The sequence below is a fragment of the Amycolatopsis sp. NPDC051071 genome, assembly GCF_040682875.1.
Lineage (GTDB): Bacteria > Actinomycetota > Actinomycetes > Mycobacteriales > Pseudonocardiaceae > Amycolatopsis.
The window spans coordinates 1-21,453 of sequence record NZ_JBFBBY010000022.1 but is presented as its reverse complement, the minus strand read 5'-3'; the positions used below and the strand labels follow the sequence as shown (position 1 = coordinate 21,453).

The window sequence follows — 21,453 nt, the reverse complement described above, 5'->3', positions numbered from 1 at the left end:
CCTCGGGTGGCGTGGCCGGTGCGGCTCCTGCCGGACAGATGCCCGGCAGGAGCGCTGATCATCGTTTCAGATCACGGCGCCCGGCCCGCGCGAGGATGTCGGCTCCCGCCGGGTCGGCCTGGACCGCTTCCTCGAAGGTCTCCTTGGGCAGCACGGTGTTCCCGGCCACGGTCACCGTTTTGGGCGGGTCGTCGTAGCCGTCGGGCCGGACGTCCCAGAAGTTGCCGACGAAGGCGACGTTCTCCATCGGCGGGCCGACGTTGAGCACGATCGGCGTGTCCGCCCGGTGGACGATGTTGCCGGTGACGGTGATCCACGCTGCGCCGTAATCGGCGTAGAGCCCGAAGTTGTACGAGGTCAGGACGTCCCGGATCACGTTGCCGCGGACCACCGCTCCGCCGGCGAACGACGCTCCCTGCGGTGCGGAGAGGTAGATCCCGCCGCCGTCCATCAGTTTCGTCATGCTGCGTTCGACGAGGTTCGCGATTACCTGGGTGCCCTTGGCCCGCTTGCCACCGGTGATCACGATGCCGTTGTGCGGGACGTCGTGGATCTCGTTGTGCGCCACGGTGGTCTCTTCCGATTCGACCACCAGGACGGCGGACGAGCCGCGGTACTCGGTGCCGATGTGGTGGAGGAGGTTGTCCTCGACCGAGATCCGGGTGCTGGCGTGGACGGCGATCCCGCTGCCCGAGATCTCGTCGAAGACATTCGCCCGGACCTCGACGTCGGTGCTGTCCTCGATGCTCAGTCCGCCCGCGCCGAGGCGGGTGAAGTGGTTGTCTTCCACCGTGACCCGGCTGACCGAAGCGAACCTGACGTTGGCGGGCAACTCGACCGGGCTGGCCGGGACGTGCACGTAACCGACGTCCAGGCCGAGGTCGATCTTCTGGAACTCGCCCTGCTCGTAGCGGGCGTTGCCGTGATAGTGCAAGTACCCGCCGGTGCGAGTGGGACCTGACCAGCCCGCGTCGGCGAAGGTGAAGCCGCGTAGCACGAGATCGTGGACACCCTGCCCGCTGACGAGCGTTTCGAGCACCGGGGCGACAACGATGGTCTTGCCGATCTCCTCGCCGGGACGCGGACGGTAATGCAGGACGTGCTTGCCCTGTTCGGTGCGGTCGACGGCGAAGGTGCCGGGCTCGGTCAGGAACGCCACATTGTTCTCGAGTACGGAAGGCGCGGCGAGGCCGTCCCAGATCCCGTCTCCGCCGTCGCCGTACCACTTCGAGTCGTAGAGGGACTTGGCGTTGTCGAAGGCGGGTTGAGCCATGGTGATGGTGGTCGAGGAGTCGTCACCGGAGATCGACGCGACCGCGAGCCGGGCTTCGGACCACGGGTAGACGCCGGGGTAGACGAACTCGAGTCCCGAGGGGTCCGGCCACGACTGTGGCTCCGCATTGTCCGTGACGTAACCGGTCGCTGTTTTCGTCACGATGCCGGGAAGTTCGTTCTTGCTCGCCCTCGCGGCAGGCAGGCCGTCCACAGTGAGCCGCCGCGGTTCGAGATCGCCGATCGGCGCCGTCCATACGCCGACGGCGTCGGCCGACCATCCGGTGATCTCGCGGCCGGCGCTCAGCACGACCTGCTGTCGCCCGGCTGTTGCGTAGCCCTGCGCCTGGTAGATCACGCGGAAGCCGTTGGCGCCGGAATCGGCCAGCGTGTCGTCGAAGGCGAGGCCTTCTTCGAGGTGGTAGACACCGGCGGTGAAGGAGACGACGATGTCCCCGGTCATTCCGGCGGTGACGGCGCGGACGGCGTCCTGTGCCGCCTTCGGTGTGGCGAAGGGCTTTTCAAGGGTGCCGGGCCAGTCGTCCTGGCCGTCGGGGGACACGTGGAACCTGACTTCAGGCATGCGGAAGCGCTCCTGGGATGTGTTTATGGGATAAACTGAGGTTTATCAGCTAAACACGATCGAGCGACGAGCGTCAAGGGAGTGACTGTGGCGGAAGACGACGTGCCTCCGGATCCGGAGCGTGCGATCGAACTCCTGTGGGGGGCACCCGAGCCGGATCGGCCGGGGCTGAGTCTCGGCCGGATCGTCGCGGCGGCGGTTGAGGTCGCGGACGCCGAGGGGCTCACCGCGCTCTCGATGCGCAAGGTCGCGGAACGATTCGGCACCACCACGATGTCGCTCTACCGGTACGTGCCAGGGAAAGCCGAACTGGTGGAACTCATGCGTGACGCCGTGTATGGCGAGTTCCCGGTGGAGCCCGCGGACGGTCTCGGCTGGCGGACAGGCCTCGAACGCTGGGCGCGGCGGGCATGGGAACTGCACCAGCGGCATCCGTGGCTGGTGCACAGTGCGGGAGCCCGGCGCCTGCCGGGGCCGAACATCATGGCCGGCTACGACCACGCGCTGGACGTCGCCTCGCGGAGCGGCCTTGCGCCCGCACAGGTCATCGCCGTGGTGAATCTGCTCGGTGGTTTCGTCCATTCCGTCGCCGGCCAGGCCGAGGACACCGCTGACCTGCAACGGCGTACCGGCGTCTCCCATGAGACCTGGTGGAGTGAGCGCGAGTCGCTGTTCGAACGTTTCGACGCATACCCGGCCTTGGGGAGGCTGTGGGAGAGCGGGGGAATGGACGAGCCACTGGACCCGTTCGAGTTCGGGCTGCAGCGGACCCTCGACGGTATCGAGGCACTCGTCGAACGTCAGGGGAGTGAGGTAATCCGTGACGAAACCGGGGGAGGGGAGTGTGTCGTATGCGGGAAGCCGCTGGACGGGGGAGTGCGAGGCAGGCCGCGGGACTACTGCTCAAGGGCCTGTCAGCAGCGTGCTTATCGTCGACGCCAAGCTGGCCAGTCTTGATTCTTAAAGTGTATAACGACCTATACATTTGGGCAAAGTACAAGACTAACTTCAAGCACTACAGACAAGATCCGCAAAGACTGGTCGTGGGTGGCGCCCGGTAACCGTGTGGATTTTGACGCGTTAGATGATCCGGCATCCATACGGTCCCGCACGACTGTCACTGCAGCAATCCGATGGCGAGTGTCATGCCAAGGAAAAGCGTCAGCTGGTAGGCGTTGTTGAGCACGATGAGGCGCGTTGGTTTCTGCTCGAACGCGTTGTGCTGGGCCAAGGTCGTCAGCGAGAACCCGAGCCAGATCGCGAAACCGACGGCCAGGTCGAGCCAGAGTGGGTCGCTGCCGAAGAAGCCCGACACGATGGAGCAGGCGACGGCGAGTACCAATGCGGTGACGAGGATCGATGGCAGGAGGACGGCGAAGGGAGCCTTGCCTGCCCTCTTGGAGTCCTCTTCGGTCACTCCGGTCAGTTCCCGCCAGACGCCGAGGAAGGGCCATCCTCCGTACCAGACCATGGCGATGCCCATCCCGGCCGCGGCCGCTACCACGACGGCCAGCCAATTGATGTTCAACTCCATGCGGAGCTCCTTCCCTCGACGCTGGTCCGCGCGCTTGATATAATCAACCACGATGGACAAAGTCAACCGAACGGCGAAGAGTCCCCGCTCCTACGGGCAGTTCTGTGGCCTCGCGCGCACCCTGGACGTCGTGGGTGACCGCTGGACCCTCCTGGTCGTACGAGAACTGCTCCCCGGACCGATGCGCTACACCGAGCTCAAGACCTCGCTCATGGGGATCGCGACCAACCTCCTGGCGGAACGGCTGCGGACCCTGGAGGCGAACGGGATCGTCGAGCGCCGTCTGGAGGAGACGGGTGTCGTCTACGCGCTGACGCCGTGGGGCGCGGGGCTCCGCGAACCGATGGAGGCGCTCGGCAGGTGGGGTGCGCCGTTGATGATGACCGGACGTGAGGGCGATGCGTTCCAGCCGCGCTGGCTGGCTCTCGCTCTCCCCGGCCTGCTCCGGGGGGTGACCGCGAGTCCTCCGGTGGAGCTCGGCGTCGAGACGGACGGCTTCCTCATGGTCCTTCGGGTCGACGAGGACGGCCCCAGTGCGATCGCGGGGCCCGATGAGCGGCCGGACACGGTCTTCAGCGCCGCGCCGGAGGTCGTCATCGGGCTCGCGGTCGGCGGGCTCACGATCGACCAGGCACTCTCTTCGGGAGATCTCCAGGGCGACAGGCGAGTTCTTCGCGAGGTGTTCAGCCGGCAGAACCTGGCGAGGGGCGCGACTTCCTAGAGTGCGGCGAGCCTGCCGAATCCGTCCGAGCCGTGCCCGGCGTCGATGGCTCGCTGGACGTCGGCGCGGGCGGCGCTGAGGACGCCGTTGTCGAGGCCTTGTGCCCGGATGGCGTCGAGGATGTGGTCCATCGTCGCCGCGGTGGAGGTGAGGGTGCCGCCGTCGCCGGGGAACCGGCCGGTGCCGACCTGTCCGGCGAGCTGGTCGATCATGTCCGGGAAGAAGCCGAGCATCGCCTTCGCGTGGCCTGCGATGTCGGTGGCGGCGATGTTTTCCGCTTTGGCGAGGGTGAACATGTGGATCACGCCGCTCATCGACGTCCAGAGCATGTCCTGCAGGGAGGCGTCGAACGCGGCGGCACGGCCTGGGTCTTGGCCGAGGTAGTTGGCGTTCTCGCCCAAAGCGGCGAGGGTCGATCGATGTGTCTCGTAGACGTCTGTCGGTCCGCTGTAGAACAGGGCGGCTTCGGGGCCACCGATGGCTTCGGTCGTCGCGACGATCACGCCGTCGAGGTAGCCGATGCCGTGTTCGGCGGCCCAGGTCGCCATTGCGCGGGCTTGTCGTGGTGAGCCACCGCTGACGTTCACCAGGGTGCGGCCTTTGAGGGCGTCAGTGTCGAGAATGGACTGTGCCACCGAGTAGTCCCGTACGCAGACGAGGATGAGCGAGCTGGCCGTGATCGCTTCGGCGGCGGTTCCGGCGATGGTGGCGTCGAGGCCGTTTTCCTTGCCTGGTGTGCGATTCCAGACGGTGGTGGGGTGGTCGGCGACGGTGAACGCGGTGGCGAGGGCGTGTCCCATGGGGCCGAGTCCGAGGACGGTCACGGAGGTCATGGCGGCTAAGCTAAACCTTCACATTGACGTCAGAGTCAAGCCTGGGGTGCGGATGCGGATCGGGGAACTCGCACGGCGGACGGGTGTCAGCGAGCGTGCGTTGCGGTACTACGAGGAGCAGGGGTTGCTGAGGCCGGAGCGGCGGCCGAGCGGGTATCGCGTGTACGGCGACGCCGATGTGGCGGTGGTGCGGCGGATCCGGGTCTTGCTGGGGGCCGGGCTGAACACGGCGCAGATCCTGGAGATCCTGCCGTGCATCGTCGACGAGGACGGCTGGCTGACGCCGGATTGCCCGGAGCTGGTCGATGGTTTGCTGCGGCAGCGGAACCGGATCGACGAGGCGATCGGTGCGCTGGAAGTCACCCGCGCCAACCTCGACACGATCATCGGTGCGGAACGGCGGGCGAGCTGATGACGACGGTCACGCGGGCCCCGGCGCCGGGAGTGGTGCGGTTGTCGCGGGCGCTGCTGATCGCCGTGGCGGTGAGCCATCTGGTGATCCCGCTGGTGATGTGGGCGAACGAGAACGCGTTGCGCGAGCAGATCGCGGCGCTGTACCCGGGTTTCGGGCAGGCCGAGGTCGTCCGGTCCGCCGAGGTCGCGATCGAGTCCGGGGCGGTGTTCCACGCCGATCCTGTTGGTGCTGTGTGTGGTGCCGGCGTGGAAGCTCGGGACCGGGCGGCCGTGGACGCGGCGTCTGACCACTGTCACACAGTTGCTGTCGGTGGTGTTCGGCGTGTTCTCGTGGACGTCTTCGCCGATGTTCCACGCGGTGATCCCGGTGGTCGCGGTCGTGCAGATCGTGCTGGTCGCGTTGTTGTGGGTGCCGCGCCCGGCGCGGGAGTTTTTTGGCTGACGAACGGAAAGGCGGCCGCGTCCCGAAGGACGTGGCCGCCTTTCGCCGGGTGGTTCGGGCTCAGATGAGGCCGAGCTTCTTCACCGCGTCGCGCTCTTCGGCGAGTTCGCCGACGGAGGCGTCGATGCGGGCGCGCGAGAAGTCGTCGATCTCCAGGCCCTGGACGATCTTGTACTCGCCGTTCGCGGCGGTGACCGGGAACGACGAGATCAGGCCTTCGGGAACACCGTAGGAGCCGTCGGAGACGACGGCCGCGGAGGTCCAGTCACCCTCGGGGGTGCCGTTGACCCAGGTGTGCACGTGGTCGATCGCCGCGGAGGCGGCCGACGCGGCGGAGGACAGGCCGCGGGCCTCGATGATCGCCGCGCCGCGCTTGGCGACGGTCGGGATGAACTCGTCGGCCAGCCACTGCTGGTCGGTGAGGACCTCGGTCGCGGGCTTGCCGGATACCTCGGCGTGCGCGATCGAGGGGTACTGGGTCGCGGAGTGGTTACCCCAGATCGCGACCTTCTTCAGCTCGGTCACCGGTACGCCGAGCTTCTTCGACAGCTGCGCGAGGGCGCGGTTGTGGTCGAGGCGGGTCATCGCGGTGAAGCGGTCGGCCGGGACGTCGGGTGCGTGCGCCTGCGCGATGAGGGCGTTGGTGTTGGCGGGGTTGCCGACCACGAGGACCTTGATGTCGCTCGCGGCGCCGGCGTTGATGGCCTCGCCCTGCGGCTTGAAGATGCCACCGTTGGCCTCGAGCAGGTCGCCGCGCTCCATACCCTTGGCGCGGGGGCGGGCGCCGACGAGCAGGGCGACGTTGGAGCCCTCGAAGGCCTGCTTCGGGTCGTCGAAGATGTCGATGCCCGACAGCAGCGGGAACGCGCCGTCGTCGAGTTCCATCGCGGTGCCCTCAGCCGCCTTGACCGCCTGCGGGATCTCCAGGAGCCGCAGCTTCACCGGGGTGTCCGGGCCGAGCAGCTGACCGGACGCGATGCGGAAGAGCAGCGCGTAGCCGATCTGGCCGGCCGCACCGGTGACGGTGACGTTGACAGGGGCTTGGGTCATTGCGGTTCTCCAGCTTGAGGCGACATCGACTTTGTACCGCGATGCTAGTCCTGTCCCGAGTCAGCGTTCGGGTGCGTCCAGTCACTGTTTTCTTGATCGATGCCGTCATCGGCGACGTTCGCGGTGAGCCGGGTCAGCAGGCTCGCCAGTGTGGTGATCTCTTCGTCGCTGAACCCGGCGCGGATCCGTTTGTCGTGCGCGATGGCGGCCTTCGCGAGGCGGTGGAAGACCGTTTCACCCTCGTCGGTGAGTTCGACGACATGCACTCGCCGGTTGTCCGGGTCACGCCGCCGGGTGATCAGTCCGGTGCTTTCCATCGCGTTGAGGTGGTGGGTGAGTGTGGCGCCCTGGATGCCGACGGCGGCCGCGAGTTCCCGCTGGTTGGCCAGGCGCCTGGTTTTGAGGGTGATCAGGATCTGCCATACCGGCTGTGAGCCGCCCTCGGTGGCCAGTGCCTGGTCGAAGGCGCGTCCGACGGTCTTGGCGGTCTTGGCGAGGACGACCCCGATGGGTGCCGTGGTGGGTTTTCGCACGTCCGAAGCATAGCGCATCACTCTAAGGGTTTGACATCTAATCGTTCGATATCTAACGTTGTCACCATCGAACGAGAACGGAGGAAATGCCATGCGTGGTACGGAGAAGGAGATCCGCGACCTCGGGGCCCGCTGGGCCGACGCCGAGGTCAAGGGCGACACCGAAGCACTCGACGCGATGACCGCGGCCGACTTCACCCTGGTCGGGCCGCTGGGCTTCGTACTCGGCAAACCGCAATGGCTGGAGCGCTACCGAGGCGGCGACCTGGTCACCGAGAAGCTCGACTGGACCGAAGCCGAGATCCGCGACTACGGCACCGCCGCGGTGTCGGTCGGCGTGCACGCCCAGGAGGGCACGCACAAGGGTGACCGGGTCGACGGCCGGTTCCGGGTCACCCACGTATTCGTCCGCGACGACGACCGCTGGCTCATCGCCGGCATCCATCTGAGCCCGATCGGCGGACCGCCGTCGTTCGCGCGCCCCACGGGAAGCTGAGAAGGAACGATCATGCGCGTCAGCGTCAGCGTCACCGATTTCTCCTGGCCCGGTGGGCAAGCCGGGCTGGTCGACGGGCTCGCCGAGGTCGCCCGGATAGCCGATGAGAGCGACCTCGACACCTTGTGGGTCGCCGACCATCTCCTGCAGGGCGCGCCGGGCAGTGTCCCCGACTCGGAAATGCTGGAGGCGTACACGACCCTCGGGTTCCTCGCCTCGGCCACCTCCAGGATCAAGCTCGGCACGATGGTCAGCGCCGCCACCTTCCGTGCTCCGGCGGTGCTGGTCAAGGCCGTCACCACGCTGGACGTCCTCTCGCGGGGCCGGGCCTGGCTGGGGATCGGCGCGGGCTACCAGGAAGACGAGGCACGCGCGATGGGACTGTCGCTGCCGCCGGTCCCGGAACGATTCGAGCGGCTGGAGGAGATCCTCCGGATCGCGCGGCGGATGTGGGACGGCGACGCGTCTCCGTTCACCGGACGGCACTACCGGCTCGAACGGCCGGTGAACAACCCCCTGCCGGTGAACCGGCCGAAGGTGCTCATCGGCGGCACCGGGCCGAAGCGGACCTTGCGGCTCGTCGCGGAGTACGGCGACGCGTGCAATCTCTTCGACGTCCCCGACGGCGGCGAGACCGTACGCGGGCAGCTGGACGTTCTCGCGCGGCACTGCGACGACGTCGGGCGGCCGTCCGGTGAGATCGAGAAGACGATCGCCACCCGACTGGCACCGGGGGAGTCCTCAAAGGACTTCGCGCGCCGGTGCGCGGACTTCGCCTCGTGGGGGTTGGACCACGCCGTGGTGATCACCGCCGGACACTGGGATCCCGCCTCGGTGGCGGTGCTCGGTGAAGCCGCGAGCCTCGCCGCCGCCTGATCCCGCCTGTCTTCGCGAAATCGTCAACGCCGAATTCAGAGAATCATTCTTTCATACTGTGAGAAACGAAGGGTGTTTTCCGGGGCCGATGGTGTTTCTCCGGCCCCGGAAAACGGTTACAGAGTCCGAAGTGTTTTCATGAACCGATTGCCGGGGCGGCTTCGTCCAATCGGCGGGCGGCGCCGTGAAGATCGTTTCGCTAATATGAGTCCGCCCCAGATCCCCGCCCCCCGTGTGGAAGTTTTCGGGAAGGACCCCATGCTTAGCGCAGTGGTTGCCGCCATATCACTTTTCTCGTCGATAATAACACCGAACAGCTGGTCCCCGCCGCCGGCGACGAACCCACCCGACCGCGTCACCATCGACGTGATCACCGTCAATGGTTCCGGCTGTCCGCCGGGTTCGTCGGCGGTCGCCGTCGCCAGGGACAACAGTGCTTTCACCGTGACTTACAGCGAATACACCGCACAGGTCGGCGTCGGCGCGAAGCCGACCGACTTCCGGAAGAACTGCCAGCTGAACCTCAACATCCACGTGCCGCAGGGCTTCACCTACGGCATCGCCAGCGCCGACTATCGCGGTTTCGCCTCGCTCGAATCGGGCTCCAAGGCGCTGCAGCGGGCGAATTACTACTTCCAGGGTAATTCGCCGACCGCGCAGGTGAGCCACGCGGTCAACGGCCCGCTGTCGGACAACTGGCAATTCCGTGACGAGGCCGAAGGCGGCGTCATCATCTACAAGCCGTGCGGTGAGGACCGGAACCTCAACGTGAATACGGAACTGAGGGTCGGGGCCGGCGCGTCGGACCCGAAGAAGACCACCAGTTTCATCACGATGGACTCAACCGACGGCTCGTTCAAGACCACGTACCACTTCTCGTGGAAGGTCTGCCCGACCTCCTGACCTCCCTGGGTGACGGCCTGCTTCCCGGCCCGGAAGAAGGCCGTCGCACCCAGCTCCGTCCATGGTCACCGACCTTGGCCGCCCTGACCAGGGACACAGCTCCTGCTCGTCGTCGCCATCCTCCGGCGGCGGCGAGTGTTATCGGCGAGCCCATTTTCGCCGGTCACCCGGAATGCCGGTGACCGAAACCATTTTCGTCCGATCGGCGGGCGGCAGGGAAAAGATCGTCTCGCTAATACCGAATTCGCCCAGTTTCCCGCCGTGTGGAAGTTTTGGGAAGGATCCCATGCTCAATGCGCTGGTTGCTGCCGTAACGCTTTTCTCATCGGTTGTCACTACGAATGGCTGGGTACCACCGCCGTTGCCTACCGACAAAATAGTCATCGACGTCGTGACCGTGAATGGAACCGGATGCAGACCGGGTACCTCCGCTATTTCCGTGTCGCCGGACAACACCGCCTTCACGGTGACCTACAGCGAGTACACGGCTCAGGTCGGCGTCGGTGCCAAACCGACCGATCTGCGTAAGAATTGTCAGCTCAATCTCTACGTGCACGTGCCACAGGGTTTCACCTACGGTATCGCGAGCGCGGACTATCGCGGTTTCGCGTCGCTGGCGGCGGGGGCCACGGGACTGGAACGGGCTAACTATTACTTCCAGGGTAATTCGCCGACGTCCTACGTGAACCACAACCTGAAGGGACCGGTCGAGGACAACTGGCAGTTCACCGACGAGATCGAGGTCGGCGCCATCGTCTACAAGCCCTGTGGTGAGGACCGGAACTTCAACATCAACACGGAATTGCGGACCGCGGTCGGCACTTCCGATCCGAAGAAGACCACCAGTTTCGTCACCATGGACTCGACCGACGGTGCCATCAAGACCACGTACCACTTCTCCTGGAAGCCGTGTCCCAAACCGTAGAACCGATCCCTGAGGCGGCGGCCTTCTTCGAATGTCGACGAAGAAGGCCGTCACCCTTTCCCGGTCGGGATCGGATCGGTGGCCACCACCCCGAACGCGCGGCCCAGCGCGATGACCGTCTCGTCGAGATGCCCGAGACTGGTCAGTACCGAACGCGCCCGCGGATCGTCGATCCGGTCCGCCACCGGCGTTCCGTCGTCCCGGACCAGTGTTCCGTGCCCCAAACCACCCGGATCGCCGATCGCCTTCCGCAGCACCGCGATGTTCTCCCGGATCCGCCCGGTGTACAGCAGCAACCGGTCCGCCTCGGTGAGCAGCAGCCCGGCCTGCGACCGCGCCGCGACGTGCCGGGCGCGGAAGGCGATGGTCTCCACCGTCGTCAGCACATGCCAGCCGTAGTCACGGCGGCTGCTGAGATTCACCGGATGGGTGAGCGGCTCGATCGTCGTGCGGACCTTGTCCACCGCCCGGTCCAGATCCCGCGACTTCTCGATGACGTTCACGTTCTCCGCGCCGGTCAGCAGGCCCGCGGCCTTCAGGACGAACTCGTCCAGTTCGTCCAGCAGCGTCGAGACGTCGTCCAGCATCACCGCGCGGGTGCGCACCGGGACGATCACCACCGCCGCGAGCACCCCCGCCGCCGCACCCACCGCGGTCTCCGCGACCCGGATCCACAGCACTTCGAGACTGAACGTCCCCAGCAGGCTGTAGAGCAGGCCGAGCATGCTGGTGATGAAGAACGCCATGATCACTTGCGACACCCGTGCCATGTAGACCATGCCGAAGACGCACACCAGGATCAGCGCCAGCGTCGCCGGCACGCTGCCCGACACGAGCAACGTCAGGACGAGCCCGCCCACGATGCCGATCAGCGTCCCGCCGAGCCGCCGGACGCCTTTCACGAAGGTCGCCCCGGCTGTCGACGAGCCGATGAACACGACGAACACCGTCAGGACCGCCCAGTACCACCGCTGGCTCGACACCAGTTCCCCGCCGAGGACCGCGAGCCCCCCGCCCACCACGGCCTGGATCGCGCTGCGGGTCTGGTTGTCGTACGCGAACGCCGCCGACTTCTCCTCGTCGGGAACTTCCGGCTCTTCGGGGTCGTCGGCGGCATCGCTGACGTCGTGCTCGGCGACCCGCTGCGCCCGCACGTCGGCCAGCGCGAGTTCCGCGATGGCCCGGCGGACCCCGTCACCGGATGCGGCGTGCTCGTCGATCCGGCTGCCTTCCACCAGCATCTTGCTGAATTCTTCGGTCTCGCTGATCAGCGGCAGTTCCCGCGGATCGCGTTCGATCAGCGACCGGAACCGTCGCAGCCGCGCGATGAGGTCGTCCCGGACGTCCTCGCCGAGGTCCTCCGCGCAGGTGCGCTGCACGGTGATCGTCAGCCACTGCACCGCCAGCTCGACCTCGATCGCGCGGCGGCGGAGCCTGCTCACCGAATCGGCGCTGGTGACCTCGGGTGCGGCGTCCTCGATGAGCAGCACGGACTCGTGCAGGCGCGAATTCATCGTCCGGAGCCGTTTGCGGGTGCGTTCACTGCCGCCGACGGCGAGATAGTCCTCGGACGCCCGGACCACCGCCGCCAGACGCGCACGGAACGCCCGCCGGACGCGGAGGAACTCCGCCTCCCGGTGACGCCGCAGCAGCACGAACCGGACCACCGCGTTCGCCGCGATCCCGATGCCCAGCGCCAGCAGCAGCACCGGGACCTGCTTCAGATGCGTCTGCAGGAACATCGCGAAGAAGAACAGGAAGAACGAGATCGACCCCAGCGCGATCCCACGCGAACCGAACCGCTGCGCGTAGACCGCCACGAAGATCAGCAGGACGAACACGACGCTGTCCAGCGGCGGCACCGCCGAGCCGACACTCGCCGCGGTGAGTGACGCCGCCCCGAGCAGCAGCGCCAGTATCAGCGTCACCGCCTGTTGTCCCGGAGTGTCGTCGTTGACGGTGAAGGCGGAGGTCATCGCCGCGATCGCGGCGACCAGCGTGATGGTGAGCGGCTGATGGAACGGCAGGATGGCCAGCACCGCGACGATGATGCTGAGCACTGCCGAGAAACCGAGCCGGAGCCGGACCAGGCCGGGATCGGAGGCGACCAGACGGTCGGTCGTGGCCTGGGTGATGCGCGAGATCATCGGGCGAGCAGCTCTCCTTGGGCGAGGGTGACCCGCCGGGCGGTGGACGAGGTGATGCGAAGACGGTATCTGGCGTGCCTGGCAGGCTCCGCGAGGGCGAACGGCCGGGTCTGGCGGCGCCAGCGGAACGTCTCACCCTCGCGCTGGTCCAGCAGCGTCCAGCGCTCGCCGTCGCCGGAGCCCTCCAGCACCCACGAACGCGGATCACCCCGGCGGCTTCCCGAGGTCAGCGTGTACATCACGACGTCGCGAGGGGTGTCCTCGACGGGGAAGTCGATGACCGGATTGCCGGACGGGAAGGTGATCTCGGTCTTGGTGGTGTCGTCGAACAGCGCGCCGGCGCCGACCGTGATGTCCGACAAAGGACGCGGATCGGACGGCTCGGCGGGGGACCGGCCCCAGTCCGAGGGCTTATCACCCATCGTGAACTCCAGCACGGCGCCGCCGTCCAGCGCGGAATGCGGGAGCGTACTGCTCTCGTGCTCGCGGCCGTCGATCGTCAGGCCCTGGACGTAGACGGTGTCCGCGGTGTTGCCGGGCGCGTCGACGACCAGGTCCTTTCCGTTCTCCAGGTGAATGGTCGCCCTGGTGAACAGCGGCGACCCGATCGCGTACTCGGGGCTGCCCATGGCCAGCGGGTAGAACCCGAGCGCGCCGAAGACGTACCAAGCGGACATCTCGCCGTTGTCTTCGTCGCCCGGATACCCCTGGCCGAGATCGCCACCGACGTAGAGCCGCCGAAGGACCTCTCGCACGATCCGCTGCGTCTTCGACGGCGCACCGGCGTAGTTGTAGATGAAGGGAATGTGGTGCGACGGCTGGTTGGAATGCCCGTACTGGCCCATCCGGACGTCGCGAGCCTCGGTCATCTCGTGGATCAGCCCGCCGTAGGAACCCGGTTTGCGGCCGGTCTCCGTAGTCGCGAAGAAGGTGTCCAATGTGGACTCCAGGGCTTCCGTGCCGCCGTGCAGCGCGGCGAGCCCGGCGCCGTCGTGAGGGACGGAGAAGGCGGTGTTCCAGGAGTTCGTCTCGGTGAAGTCGCCGCCCCACGCCTCCGGGTCGTACCCCTCGGCGGCGAAGTGACGGCTGCCGTCGCGGTCGCGGCCCTGGAAGAACCCGATCCGGGGATCGAAGTGGTTGGCGTACTGCTGTGAACGCTGCCGGAAATACGCGGCGTCGTCGTGGTGCCCGAGTGCTTCGGCGAGATTGGCCAGGCCGAAGTCGTTGACGCAGCCCTCCAGCGCCCACGACAGGCCTTCGTGGACGGATGTTGGCGTGAACCCGAGGAAGATCGACTCGTGCAGGCCCTTCCGGCCGACGCTCTGCCCGCGAGGCGTCACCGTCGCGTTCTTCAGCGCCGCGTCGTAAGCGGCCTCGACGTCGAAGCCGCGCACACCCTTGAGGTAGGCGTCGGCGAACGCGACGTCGGAACTGGTGCCGGTCATGAGGTTGGCGTACCCGGGGGAGGACCAACGCGAGATCCAGCCGCCCTCGCGGTACTGCTGGACGAAGCCGTCGATCATCCGCCCGCACCGGGCGGGCGTGAGCAGCGCATATGCGGGCCAGGTGGTGCGGTAGGTGTCCCAGAAGCCGTTGTTGACGTACATCTCGCCGTCCACGACCTTCGCGCCGGTCCGGGTGCGGGTGCTGGGCCGGAAGCGGCGGACGACCGGGCTCGCGTGGCGGACGCCCTTCGGGGTGTCCTCGTGCGCGGAATTCGGGTAGAGGAACAGGCGGTAGAGGTTGGAGTAGAACGTCGTGCGCTGGTCCTCGGTCGCGCCCTCGATCTCGACGCGGCCCAATACCTCCGACCAGGCGTCGCGGGCGTTGTCGCGGACTTGCTCGAAGCCGGTGCCGTCCGGGATCTCCAGGTCGAGGTTGCGTTTCGCCTGGGCGAGGCTGATCAGCGACGTCGCGATCCGCATCGTCACTTCGGGGGCCGCGAACTCCAGGAATCCGGTGACCGTGCGCCACAGTGGACGCCGGATCTTGCCGCCGCGTTCGGCCGGGACGTCGAACTCGGCGTGGATGAACATCCGCCGCGCGCCGGCCGACAGCCTGCTGCGGACCCAGGTGTGCCCGGTGACCACGCCTTTCGCCGCGTCGAGCCGGATGCCTCCTCGGTTACGGGCGTTGTCGAACAACAGCCAGCCCCGATCGCCCGGGAAGGTGAACCGGAACAAGGCCGCGTGATCCGATGGGGCGATATCGGTGGTGACCCCGTTGGCGAACCGGACGCCGTAATGATGCGGCCGGTCGATCTCGTCGTCATGGGAGAACGCGAGCGCGCGGCGGCCGCGGTCCGGTTCGACCGGGCCGATCCCCGGCATCACTTGGAAGGTGTGCCGGTCGCCCATCCACGGGCTCGGCTGATGCGACAACGCGAACGCCTGCAGTGCCGGTCGGTTCGCGGCGTCGTTGTGCCGGTGGTAGCTGTAGAGCCAGTTGGTGACGCCCGCGTCGGTGACCGGGGTCCAGAAGTTGAAACCGTGCGGGACGGCCGTGGCGGGAAAGTTGTTGCCGCGCGAGAACTTGTCGCTCGAATGCGTGCCGCGTGTGGTGCGGACGTGGTCGACCGGCTCTTGTGCTTCCACAGCGCGGTCGGCGACCCGGACGTCGTCGATCCAGCCCGTGCTTTCGCCGTCCGGTGGTTCGCTGACCAGGACGATGCGGGTGATCCGCCGTCCGGCGAAGGCGCCGAGGCTGCGGCGCACGAGATTCCACTGATCGACGTACAGCGTCTTGTCCATGCCCTGCGTCTTCGCGCTGAATCCGGCGGTGGTGCCGTCGGCGAACTCGACGTCGAGCGCGACGAAGGTGCTGCGATAGGTGGGGACGGTCTCGGCGTCTTCAGGAAAGACCACATAGGACAGTTCGGTATGGCCGGTGACCTCGATGTCCACTTCGAACAGCGTCGCCCGAAGCGGGCCCTCGAAGCGGAGGGCGTGCGCGCCGGTGAACCCGACGCCCGTCTTCGCCGTCGGCGACGACCGTGGTCCGGTACCCACACGCAACGCCGGATCCAGCGGCTGCGGATCACCCGTTTCGAAGGAGGAGAAGAACCCGGTGATCGTCACCAGGCCACCGTAACTCCGAAGCGTGAGCGCGGCTCGGTGTGGCGGGCCGCCGCCCCGGACCAGCGGGTGCCTGGGTCGTGAGTGTTTTGGGTCGTTCTAGCGAAGGATGTTTTAGGTACCTACGGCGGGTGAGCCGGGTAGCGGCCGGTCTTCGAAGGACTCCTTAAGAAACCCAGAGTCCTTCAAAGTTCCCCTCACCCGTTCCGAAGGCCATCACGAGCCCCCACAGCACCACCAGTCACCACGGCGGCGCGTGAAGGACCCCTTCCCTCGGCTCAGCCGAGGAAACTCGACCTTCACACCTTCCCCAAGTACAGGAAGGCCCCCTTCCTTGCGCTAGGCGCAAGGAAGGAGGCCTTCCTGTACTTCACGCGAGCAACGCCGCAGGCGACGCGTAAGTGCTCAAGAGCGGGTCCGCTCTAACGCAATGCCGCTTAGCTTATATTGAATTTGAAAACCAATTCCAAGACGTCGGCCGCCTGACCAGGGCAAACACTCTAAGGCGGGGCGATCACGAGACCCTGACCGACTGTCGTCGCCCATAAGAAACCGCAGGTCAAGAGGTTGATCAACTTGAGCTAAGTGGCATTGCGTTAGAACGACCCAAAACACTCACGAGACCCTGCCCGCTCGGTACCGGCGCCCCGTTGCTCGCCTGAGGTACAGGAAGGCCCCCTTCCTTGCGCCTAGGTACAGGAAGGGGGCCTTCACGTACCTAGGCAAGGAGACCTTCACGGACCTGACCCGCGATCAGTCCCGCAGCTAAATCCAGTAGGTGCCCAAGACACTCTTGGCCCTAACGACCCAAAACACTCACGAGGACGCGAGGAACTCCTCGAAGGTGCCCGTGCCCGTCGCGTTCTCCGGCGTCAGGTTCCCGCCCGCCCGAAAAGCACGGAACAACTTGCCCGGCAGCCACACCGGCACGATCGGTTTCCGCCGTCCCGTCGACCGCTGGTAGGCCTCCGCCAGGTCCCGGGCGGTCCGCACCTCCGGGCCGCCCATCTCCGGTACCCGCCCCGACGGCTCACCCAGCGCCAGCGCGATCAGCCGATCGGCGACGTCCCCGGTCGCGACCGGCTGGAACCGGAACCCGGACGGCATGAACGTCACCGGCAGCCGCCGCTGCACCGCCGACGCCCGCGCGACGAGATCGTGGAACTGCGTCGCCCGCAGCACCGTCCACGGCAGACCGGACTCCTCGACGACCTTCTCCGACGCCAGCTTCTCGTCGTAGTAGAAGAACCGGATCACATCGATGCCGACGATCGAGATGTACACCAGCGGCGGGCTCCCGGCCCGCCGTGCCGCCTCGACCAGGTTCCGCGTCACCTGCTCGTCCCCGCGACCCAGCGTCGACGCGCAATGGATGATCACCGAGACGCCGTCCACCGCCGCGTCGGCGCCCTCACCGGTCCGCAGATCACACCGTGCCCACTCGCCGGACTCACCCGAGGGCCGGGGCCGACGGCTCATGACCCGGACCGGCAGGTCGTCGGCCCGCAGCCGCCGCACCACCTCGCGGCCCAGATCGCCGGTACCGCCGGTCACCAGAATCGGCTTCGTCACAGGTGTTCCTCCCGTTCTCAAGAGCTTCCACCCTCAAGAACCGGCGAGCCACCCGGAACGTGACAGCTGCCGTGACAAGAACGCGAGTTTGTCCGGATTCGCGACCGCGCGGAGACCGGCGATCCGGCCGTCCACGACCTCGAACCCGAGGATGCCGTACAGCGTGCCGCCCGCCGCGGCGATCACCGCCGGGCCGCCGTTGACCTCGCCGATCTCGATCGACACCCGCGCCGCGCCTGCGAACATCCCGGCATACAGACGTGCGACCCGCTCCGCGCCGTGCACGGGGCGCCGGGCCGCGGTGACCTTGCCACCACCGTCCGACCACGCCGTGACCTCGTCGGTGAGCAGCTTCTCCAGACCGGCCAGATCACCGTCCCGAGCCGCGGCGAGAAAGCTCTCGACGAGCGTTTCCAGCTGTCGCGGGTTCGAAACCCGTCGCTCATCCGCCCGGGTGAGGTCCCGCCGCGCCCGGCTGTGCAGCTGGCGCGAGTTCACCTCGGAGACGTCGAGGATCGCCGCGATCTCGCGGTGGCTGTAGCCGAAGGCCTCCTTCAGCACGAACACCGCCCGCTCGGCCGGGCTGAGCTGCTCCAGCAGTACCAGCATCGCCAGCGACACCGAGTTCCGCTGCTCCGCCGTCTCCAGCGGGCCGAGCGTGCCATCGGAGGTCAGGACCGGCTCCGGCAGCCACGGCCCGACATACCGCTCGCGCCGAGCCCTTGCCGACGTCAGCCGGTTCAGGCAGAGGTTGGTGACGACCTTCGCCAGCCACGCCCGCGGCGACTCGATCGACTCCCGTTCAGCACCGGCCCACCGCAGGTACGCGTCCTGGACGGCGCCCTCGGCCTCCGCCGCCGACCCGAGGAGGCGGTACGCGAGCCCGAACAGGGACGACCGCGACTGTTCGAACTCCGTGACGCGGTCCATCAGCGGTCGCGGCGGAAGTTGTCGCCGGGCTCGCCCCTCGACGGCAGACGGCCTACCGGCGCCTCGTCGATCACGAAATCGTCGGGCTCGGCGTCCCTTCCGGACCGATCCCCATCGGACACGAGCTCCCCCTACGAATCCAGTCGAGTCCACAGTGGACCTTGCCGTGCCAGGGTACCGCTCACCGGGATGGCCGTACCTGATCGGCGCTGACGTCCACCGTGACTGTATCGGTACGAATGAAACGTCTGCGTCATCACCGAGAGAGGGGTCTTGAGTGACGTCACGTTCGTCGCGTTCGCGTACCTCGTTGTGCGCCGCGACCGCGGTAACAGTATTGGCGCTGATCACAGCGCCACAGGCCGGTGCGGCACCGGCACCGGGCGCCGGTCAGGCGACACCGGACAGATCCGGAAAGGACATCGATGTCCGCGACACGGCGAGACCCGGCCCACACGCCCTCGGCGCACAGATCCAGGCGTCGCGGGCGAACTCCGTCGCGAAGGCCCGCGCCGAACTGGGGAACCAGGCCCTGCTCGACTTCGACGAGCTGACCGGCACTCCCCGCGTCCTCGCCCGCACCGACGGATTCCTCACCGGCCCGAGCACGAAAGCACCCCGCGACATCGTGCTGAACTACCTGCGCGAGCAGGAAGCACTCGTCGGCCTCAGCGCCGCCGACACCGCGAAACTGAACCTGCGCAAGGACTACATCGACGTCGAGGGCACACACCACTTGTCGTTCACCCAGCCTGTCGGCGGGACCCCGTTGTTCGGCAACGGGTTGAAGGCCCACGTGACCAAGGACGGCAAGCTGATCCAGCTGGACGGCTCGCCGGTCCGCGGGCTGCCCGCGTCGCTCGGTCAGGCCGCGCTCGCCGCGCCCGGACCCGATTCGAAGCAGGTCGCCTTCCTCACCGGCGACGGAGTGCGTCTCGCCTGGTACACGCTGGCCAAACCCGCCGTGGACAAGATGTTCCAGGAAGTGACCGACGCCGCGACCGGGAAGCTGCTCTACCGCAAGAACCTCGTGAGCCACGCGAACGACGCCGACGGGGCGAAAGGGCTCGCGTGGGAGGCCAGTCCCGGCCCGCAGAAGCAGGTCAACCTGACCCAGAAGGGCTGGCTGCCCGCCGACGCCAAGACACTGGACGGCAACGTCGCGCATGTCGCCGCCGACATTAACGGCGACCAGAAGTTCCAGCCCCAGGAAGAGATCGGGCCGAACACCGACGGCACCTACCGCTACAAGTTCTCCGATTTCAACGCCGTCGTCGGACCGCCGTGCTCGGCGGCGAGGCCGTGCTCCTGGGACCCGAAGACACCGGGTTCGTGGGCGAAGAACCGTGAGCAGAACGCCGTACAGGCGCTGACCTACGTCGGCACGTTCCACGACCACCTCGCCTCGTTCCCGATCGGCTTCACCCGCGCCGCGGGCAACTTCGAAAAGGCCGACGGCGACGCCGTACAGGTCCACACGCTGCTCGGTGCCAAGGAACCGGGCTACTACGACAACGCGTTCATGGGCACCCCGCCGGACGGGCAGCAGCCGACGATGGGGATGTTCCTGTTCCACGACCCCCGCGAGCCCGGTGACCCGTTCCTCGCCGCGAACTCGGCCGACGACGCCGCCATCATCCACCACGAGTACACCCACGGCCTGTCCAACCGGCTCGTCGTCGACGCGCAGGGCAACTCCACGCTGAACTCCCTGCAGTCCGGCGCGATGGGGGAGGCGTGGAGCGATTGGTACGCCTTCGACTACCTCGTCGGCCGGAACGTCGTCAAGGACACCCCGGCACCCGGGGAGATCGTCGTCGGCGACTACGTCAGCGACGGCAAGAACCTCGTCCGCACCCAGCCGCTGGACTGCCTGGTAGGTGCCGGCGCGCCGCAGTGCCCCGGCACCCCCGGAGCCGGTGCCGGCGGCTACACCTACGGCGACCTCGGCCGGATCATCGGCTTCCCGGAGGTGCACGCCGACGGTGAGATCTGGGCGAGCACGCTGTGGGACGTCCGCTCGGCACTCGGCGTCCAGCTGACCCGGGCGCTGGTCACCAGGGCGATGGAGCTTTCGCCCGCGTCGCCGTCCTTCCTGGACATGCGCAACGCGATCCTTCAGGCCGACACGGTGATCAACGGCGGCCGCGCGCACGCCAAGCTGTGGAAGGCCTTCGCCGCCCGCGGCATGGGCTACTTCGCCGCGTCGATCACCGGCGCCGACACCGCACCGGCCGAGGACTTCTCGACCCCGCCGCCCGCCGGAACCCCGACCGGAACCGTCACCGGCAAGGTCACCAACCGCGACGACGGCGCCGCGCTCGGCGGCGTCTCCATCCGGTTCAGCGGCCACGACTCCGGATTCGCCGGCAACCTGGCCGCGGTGTCGGACGCCAACGGCGCCTACACCATCCCCGGCGTGCTCCCGGGCACCTATCCGAAGGTCTACGCGACCGGCGGTGGCGCGGACACCGAAACCCGCGCGGTCTCCGTGCGCTCCGGCACCACCACACTCAACTGGCCGCTGCGGCGCAACTGGGCGTCCGACAGCGCGGGGGCAGGTGTCTCCGCGTTCAATGGCGTCGACTTCACCCCGTACGGCTGTGGCCCCGGCGACCTGCTCGCGTCCTCCCCGTTCGGCGGGGGCGGCTGGTCGACCGACAAGAAGGCCGGCCCCGACGGCGCGATCGAGACCCGGTTCGTCACCATCAAACTGGGCAAACCGGTCAACGTGAACGCCATCGAGATCGACCCGTCCAACACCTGCGGCGACGACCCGCCCGCCGCGGCCAAGGACGTCACCGTCGAAACCTCGGCCGACGGCACGACCTGGGTGAAGGCCGGGACCGGCGACTTCAAGCCGTCGGATCTGAACAAGCTCACCGCGCTCCAGCTCGCGCCGGGCAGTACTTCCGGTGTGCTGTTCGTACGGCTGACCGTTTCGTCGAACCAGCTGTCGTTCTACCCGGGCAAGGCCTGCTCGCCGCAGCCGTCCACGGCTGGGTGCCTGTACCTGGACGTGACCAAGCTGGCCGTGCGGGGTGCTGCCGCCTGAGAAGGTGACCTGCCGCGGCCTCCTACGCGCGCGGGCCCGTCCCGTATGTCATGAGGGGTCCCCATAGGACACTTTTCGTCCTATGGGGACCCC

General features: G+C 67.4%; 19 protein-coding genes. 9 read left to right on the top strand and 10 right to left on the bottom strand.

Annotated features, from left to right (window positions below; genetic code table 11):
* Positions 1-58: 58 nt before the first annotated feature.
* Positions 59-1,855, bottom strand: a complete 1,797-nt coding sequence (locus AB0M65_RS10700) for a right-handed parallel beta-helix repeat-containing protein (RefSeq protein WP_364024693.1) — start codon at positions 1,853-1,855, stop codon at positions 59-61.
* 87 nt (positions 1,856-1,942) lie between these two features.
* Here AB0M65_RS10700 and AB0M65_RS10695 point away from each other — a divergent pair, with 87 nt between their 5' ends.
* A complete protein-coding gene (locus AB0M65_RS10695; protein ID WP_364024690.1) occupies positions 1,943-2,812 on the top strand; it encodes a TetR/AcrR family transcriptional regulator in 870 nt (289 codons plus the stop codon).
* 160 nt (positions 2,813-2,972) lie between these two features.
* Here AB0M65_RS10695 and AB0M65_RS10690 read toward each other — a convergent pair whose 3' ends face one another.
* Positions 2,973-3,389, bottom strand: coding sequence for a DUF1761 domain-containing protein (locus AB0M65_RS10690; protein WP_364024687.1), 417 nt, complete (start codon positions 3,387-3,389; stop codon positions 2,973-2,975).
* Between the two features lie 52 nt (positions 3,390-3,441).
* Here AB0M65_RS10690 and AB0M65_RS10685 point away from each other — a divergent pair, with 52 nt between their 5' ends.
* Positions 3,442-4,110 (top strand): winged helix-turn-helix transcriptional regulator, encoded by a 669-nt coding sequence (locus AB0M65_RS10685; RefSeq protein WP_364024684.1) that lies wholly within the window; start codon positions 3,442-3,444, stop codon positions 4,108-4,110.
* Here AB0M65_RS10685 and AB0M65_RS10680 read toward each other — a convergent pair.
* Positions 4,107-4,943 carry an NAD(P)-binding domain-containing protein gene (locus AB0M65_RS10680; protein ID WP_364024681.1) on the bottom strand — a complete coding sequence of 279 codons (837 nt, stop codon included), beginning with the start codon at positions 4,941-4,943 and terminating at the stop codon, positions 4,107-4,109. The genes AB0M65_RS10685 and AB0M65_RS10680 overlap by 4 nt on opposite strands.
* Positions 4,944-4,995: 52 nt before the next feature.
* On the opposite strand from AB0M65_RS10680, the gene AB0M65_RS10675 reads away from it, so the two are divergent.
* A complete protein-coding gene (locus AB0M65_RS10675; RefSeq protein WP_364024678.1) occupies positions 4,996-5,355 on the top strand; it encodes a MerR family transcriptional regulator in 360 nt (119 codons plus the stop codon).
* Positions 5,356-5,592: 237 nt separating this feature from the next.
* Positions 5,593-5,799, top strand: coding sequence for a hypothetical protein (locus tag AB0M65_RS10670; RefSeq protein WP_364024675.1), 207 nt, complete (start codon positions 5,593-5,595; stop codon positions 5,797-5,799).
* A 60-nt stretch (positions 5,800-5,859) separates the two neighbouring features.
* Here the strand turns inward: AB0M65_RS10670 and AB0M65_RS10665 are convergent, their stop codons facing one another.
* Positions 5,860-6,849: a malate dehydrogenase gene (locus AB0M65_RS10665; RefSeq protein ID WP_364024673.1), complete on the bottom strand. Its 990-nt coding sequence runs from the start codon at positions 6,847-6,849 to the stop codon at positions 5,860-5,862.
* 44 nt (positions 6,850-6,893) lie between these two features.
* On the bottom strand, positions 6,894-7,382 hold the full coding sequence (locus AB0M65_RS10660) for a MarR family winged helix-turn-helix transcriptional regulator (protein WP_364024670.1): 489 nt from the start codon (positions 7,380-7,382) through the stop codon (positions 6,894-6,896).
* A 91-nt stretch (positions 7,383-7,473) separates the two neighbouring features.
* On the opposite strand from AB0M65_RS10660, the gene AB0M65_RS10655 reads away from it, so the two are divergent.
* From AB0M65_RS10655 to AB0M65_RS10640, 4 genes are all read left to right on the top strand, one after another.
* On the top strand, positions 7,474-7,878 hold the full coding sequence (locus tag AB0M65_RS10655) for a nuclear transport factor 2 family protein (RefSeq protein WP_364024667.1): 405 nt from the start codon (positions 7,474-7,476) through the stop codon (positions 7,876-7,878).
* A gap of 12 nt (positions 7,879-7,890) precedes the next feature.
* On the top strand, positions 7,891-8,754 hold the full coding sequence (locus AB0M65_RS10650; protein WP_364024664.1) for an LLM class F420-dependent oxidoreductase: 864 nt from the start codon (positions 7,891-7,893) through the stop codon (positions 8,752-8,754).
* Between the two features lie 258 nt (positions 8,755-9,012).
* Complete coding sequence (locus tag AB0M65_RS10645; protein WP_364024844.1) at positions 9,013-9,657, top strand: DUF4360 domain-containing protein; 645 nt, start codon at positions 9,013-9,015, stop codon at positions 9,655-9,657.
* A gap of 286 nt (positions 9,658-9,943) precedes the next feature.
* Positions 9,944-10,582: a DUF4360 domain-containing protein gene (locus AB0M65_RS10640; protein ID WP_364024841.1), complete on the top strand. Its 639-nt coding sequence runs from the start codon at positions 9,944-9,946 to the stop codon at positions 10,580-10,582.
* A gap of 50 nt (positions 10,583-10,632) precedes the next feature.
* Here the strand turns inward: AB0M65_RS10640 and AB0M65_RS10635 are convergent, their stop codons facing one another.
* The 5 genes from AB0M65_RS10635 to AB0M65_RS10615 all read right to left on the bottom strand — a co-directional run bounded on the left by AB0M65_RS10635 (position 10,633) and on the right by AB0M65_RS10615 (position 18,427).
* Positions 10,633-12,729: an FUSC family protein gene (locus tag AB0M65_RS10635; RefSeq protein ID WP_364024661.1), complete on the bottom strand. Its 2,097-nt coding sequence runs from the start codon at positions 12,727-12,729 to the stop codon at positions 10,633-10,635.
* Positions 12,726-15,806: a GH92 family glycosyl hydrolase gene (locus AB0M65_RS10630; protein ID WP_364024658.1), complete on the bottom strand. Its 3,081-nt coding sequence runs from the start codon at positions 15,804-15,806 to the stop codon at positions 12,726-12,728. The genes AB0M65_RS10635 and AB0M65_RS10630 overlap by 4 nt, the downstream gene beginning before the upstream one ends.
* 813 nt (positions 15,807-16,619) lie before the next feature.
* On the bottom strand, positions 16,620-17,375 hold the full coding sequence (locus AB0M65_RS10625; RefSeq protein ID WP_364024655.1) for an NAD(P)H-binding protein: 756 nt from the start codon (positions 17,373-17,375) through the stop codon (positions 16,620-16,622).
* A 33-nt stretch (positions 17,376-17,408) separates the two neighbouring features.
* The gene (locus AB0M65_RS10620) at positions 17,409-18,305 is read right to left on the bottom strand and encodes an RNA polymerase sigma-70 factor (RefSeq protein WP_364024652.1); all 897 of its coding nucleotides are present in this window, start codon (positions 18,303-18,305) and stop codon (positions 17,409-17,411) included.
* Positions 18,305-18,427, bottom strand: a complete 123-nt coding sequence (locus tag AB0M65_RS10615) for a hypothetical protein (RefSeq protein ID WP_364024649.1) — start codon at positions 18,425-18,427, stop codon at positions 18,305-18,307. The genes AB0M65_RS10620 and AB0M65_RS10615 overlap by 1 nt, the downstream gene beginning before the upstream one ends.
* Positions 18,428-18,582: 155 nt before the next feature.
* Between AB0M65_RS10615 and AB0M65_RS10610 the strand changes: the two genes are divergently transcribed.
* Positions 18,583-21,360 carry a M36 family metallopeptidase gene (locus AB0M65_RS10610; protein WP_364024647.1) on the top strand — a complete coding sequence of 926 codons (2,778 nt, stop codon included), beginning with the start codon at positions 18,583-18,585 and terminating at the stop codon, positions 21,358-21,360.
* Positions 21,361-21,453 lie beyond the last annotated feature (93 nt).

Bases quoted from the DNA above. Each gene is read 5' to 3' on its own strand.
- AB0M65_RS10700 (WP_364024693.1), bottom strand. From the start codon at position 1,855: ATGCCTGAAGTCAGGTTCCACGTGTCCCCCGACGGCCAGGACGACTGG.
- AB0M65_RS10690 (WP_364024687.1), bottom strand. From the start codon at position 3,389: ATGGAGTTGAACATCAATTGGCTGGCCGTCGTGGTAGCGGCCGCGGCC.
- AB0M65_RS10685 (WP_364024684.1), top strand. From the start codon at position 3,442: ATGGACAAAGTCAACCGAACGGCGAAGAGTCCCCGCTCCTACGGGCAG.
- AB0M65_RS10680 (WP_364024681.1), bottom strand. From the start codon at position 4,943: ATGACCTCCGTGACCGTCCTCGGACTCGGCCCCATGGGACACGCCCTC.
- AB0M65_RS10645 (WP_364024844.1), top strand. From the start codon at position 9,013: ATGCTTAGCGCAGTGGTTGCCGCCATATCACTTTTCTCGTCGATAATA.
- AB0M65_RS10665 (WP_364024673.1), bottom strand. From the start codon at position 6,849: ATGACCCAAGCCCCTGTCAACGTCACCGTCACCGGTGCGGCCGGCCAG.
- AB0M65_RS10650 (WP_364024664.1), top strand. From the start codon at position 7,891: ATGCGCGTCAGCGTCAGCGTCACCGATTTCTCCTGGCCCGGTGGGCAA.
- AB0M65_RS10655 (WP_364024667.1), top strand. From the start codon at position 7,474: ATGCGTGGTACGGAGAAGGAGATCCGCGACCTCGGGGCCCGCTGGGCC.
- AB0M65_RS10620 (WP_364024652.1), bottom strand. From the start codon at position 18,305: ATGGACCGCGTCACGGAGTTCGAACAGTCGCGGTCGTCCCTGTTCGGG.
- AB0M65_RS10635 (WP_364024661.1), bottom strand. From the start codon at position 12,729: ATGATCTCGCGCATCACCCAGGCCACGACCGACCGTCTGGTCGCCTCC.
- AB0M65_RS10640 (WP_364024841.1), top strand. From the start codon at position 9,944: ATGCTCAATGCGCTGGTTGCTGCCGTAACGCTTTTCTCATCGGTTGTC.
- AB0M65_RS10675 (WP_364024678.1), top strand. From the start codon at position 4,996: ATGCGGATCGGGGAACTCGCACGGCGGACGGGTGTCAGCGAGCGTGCG.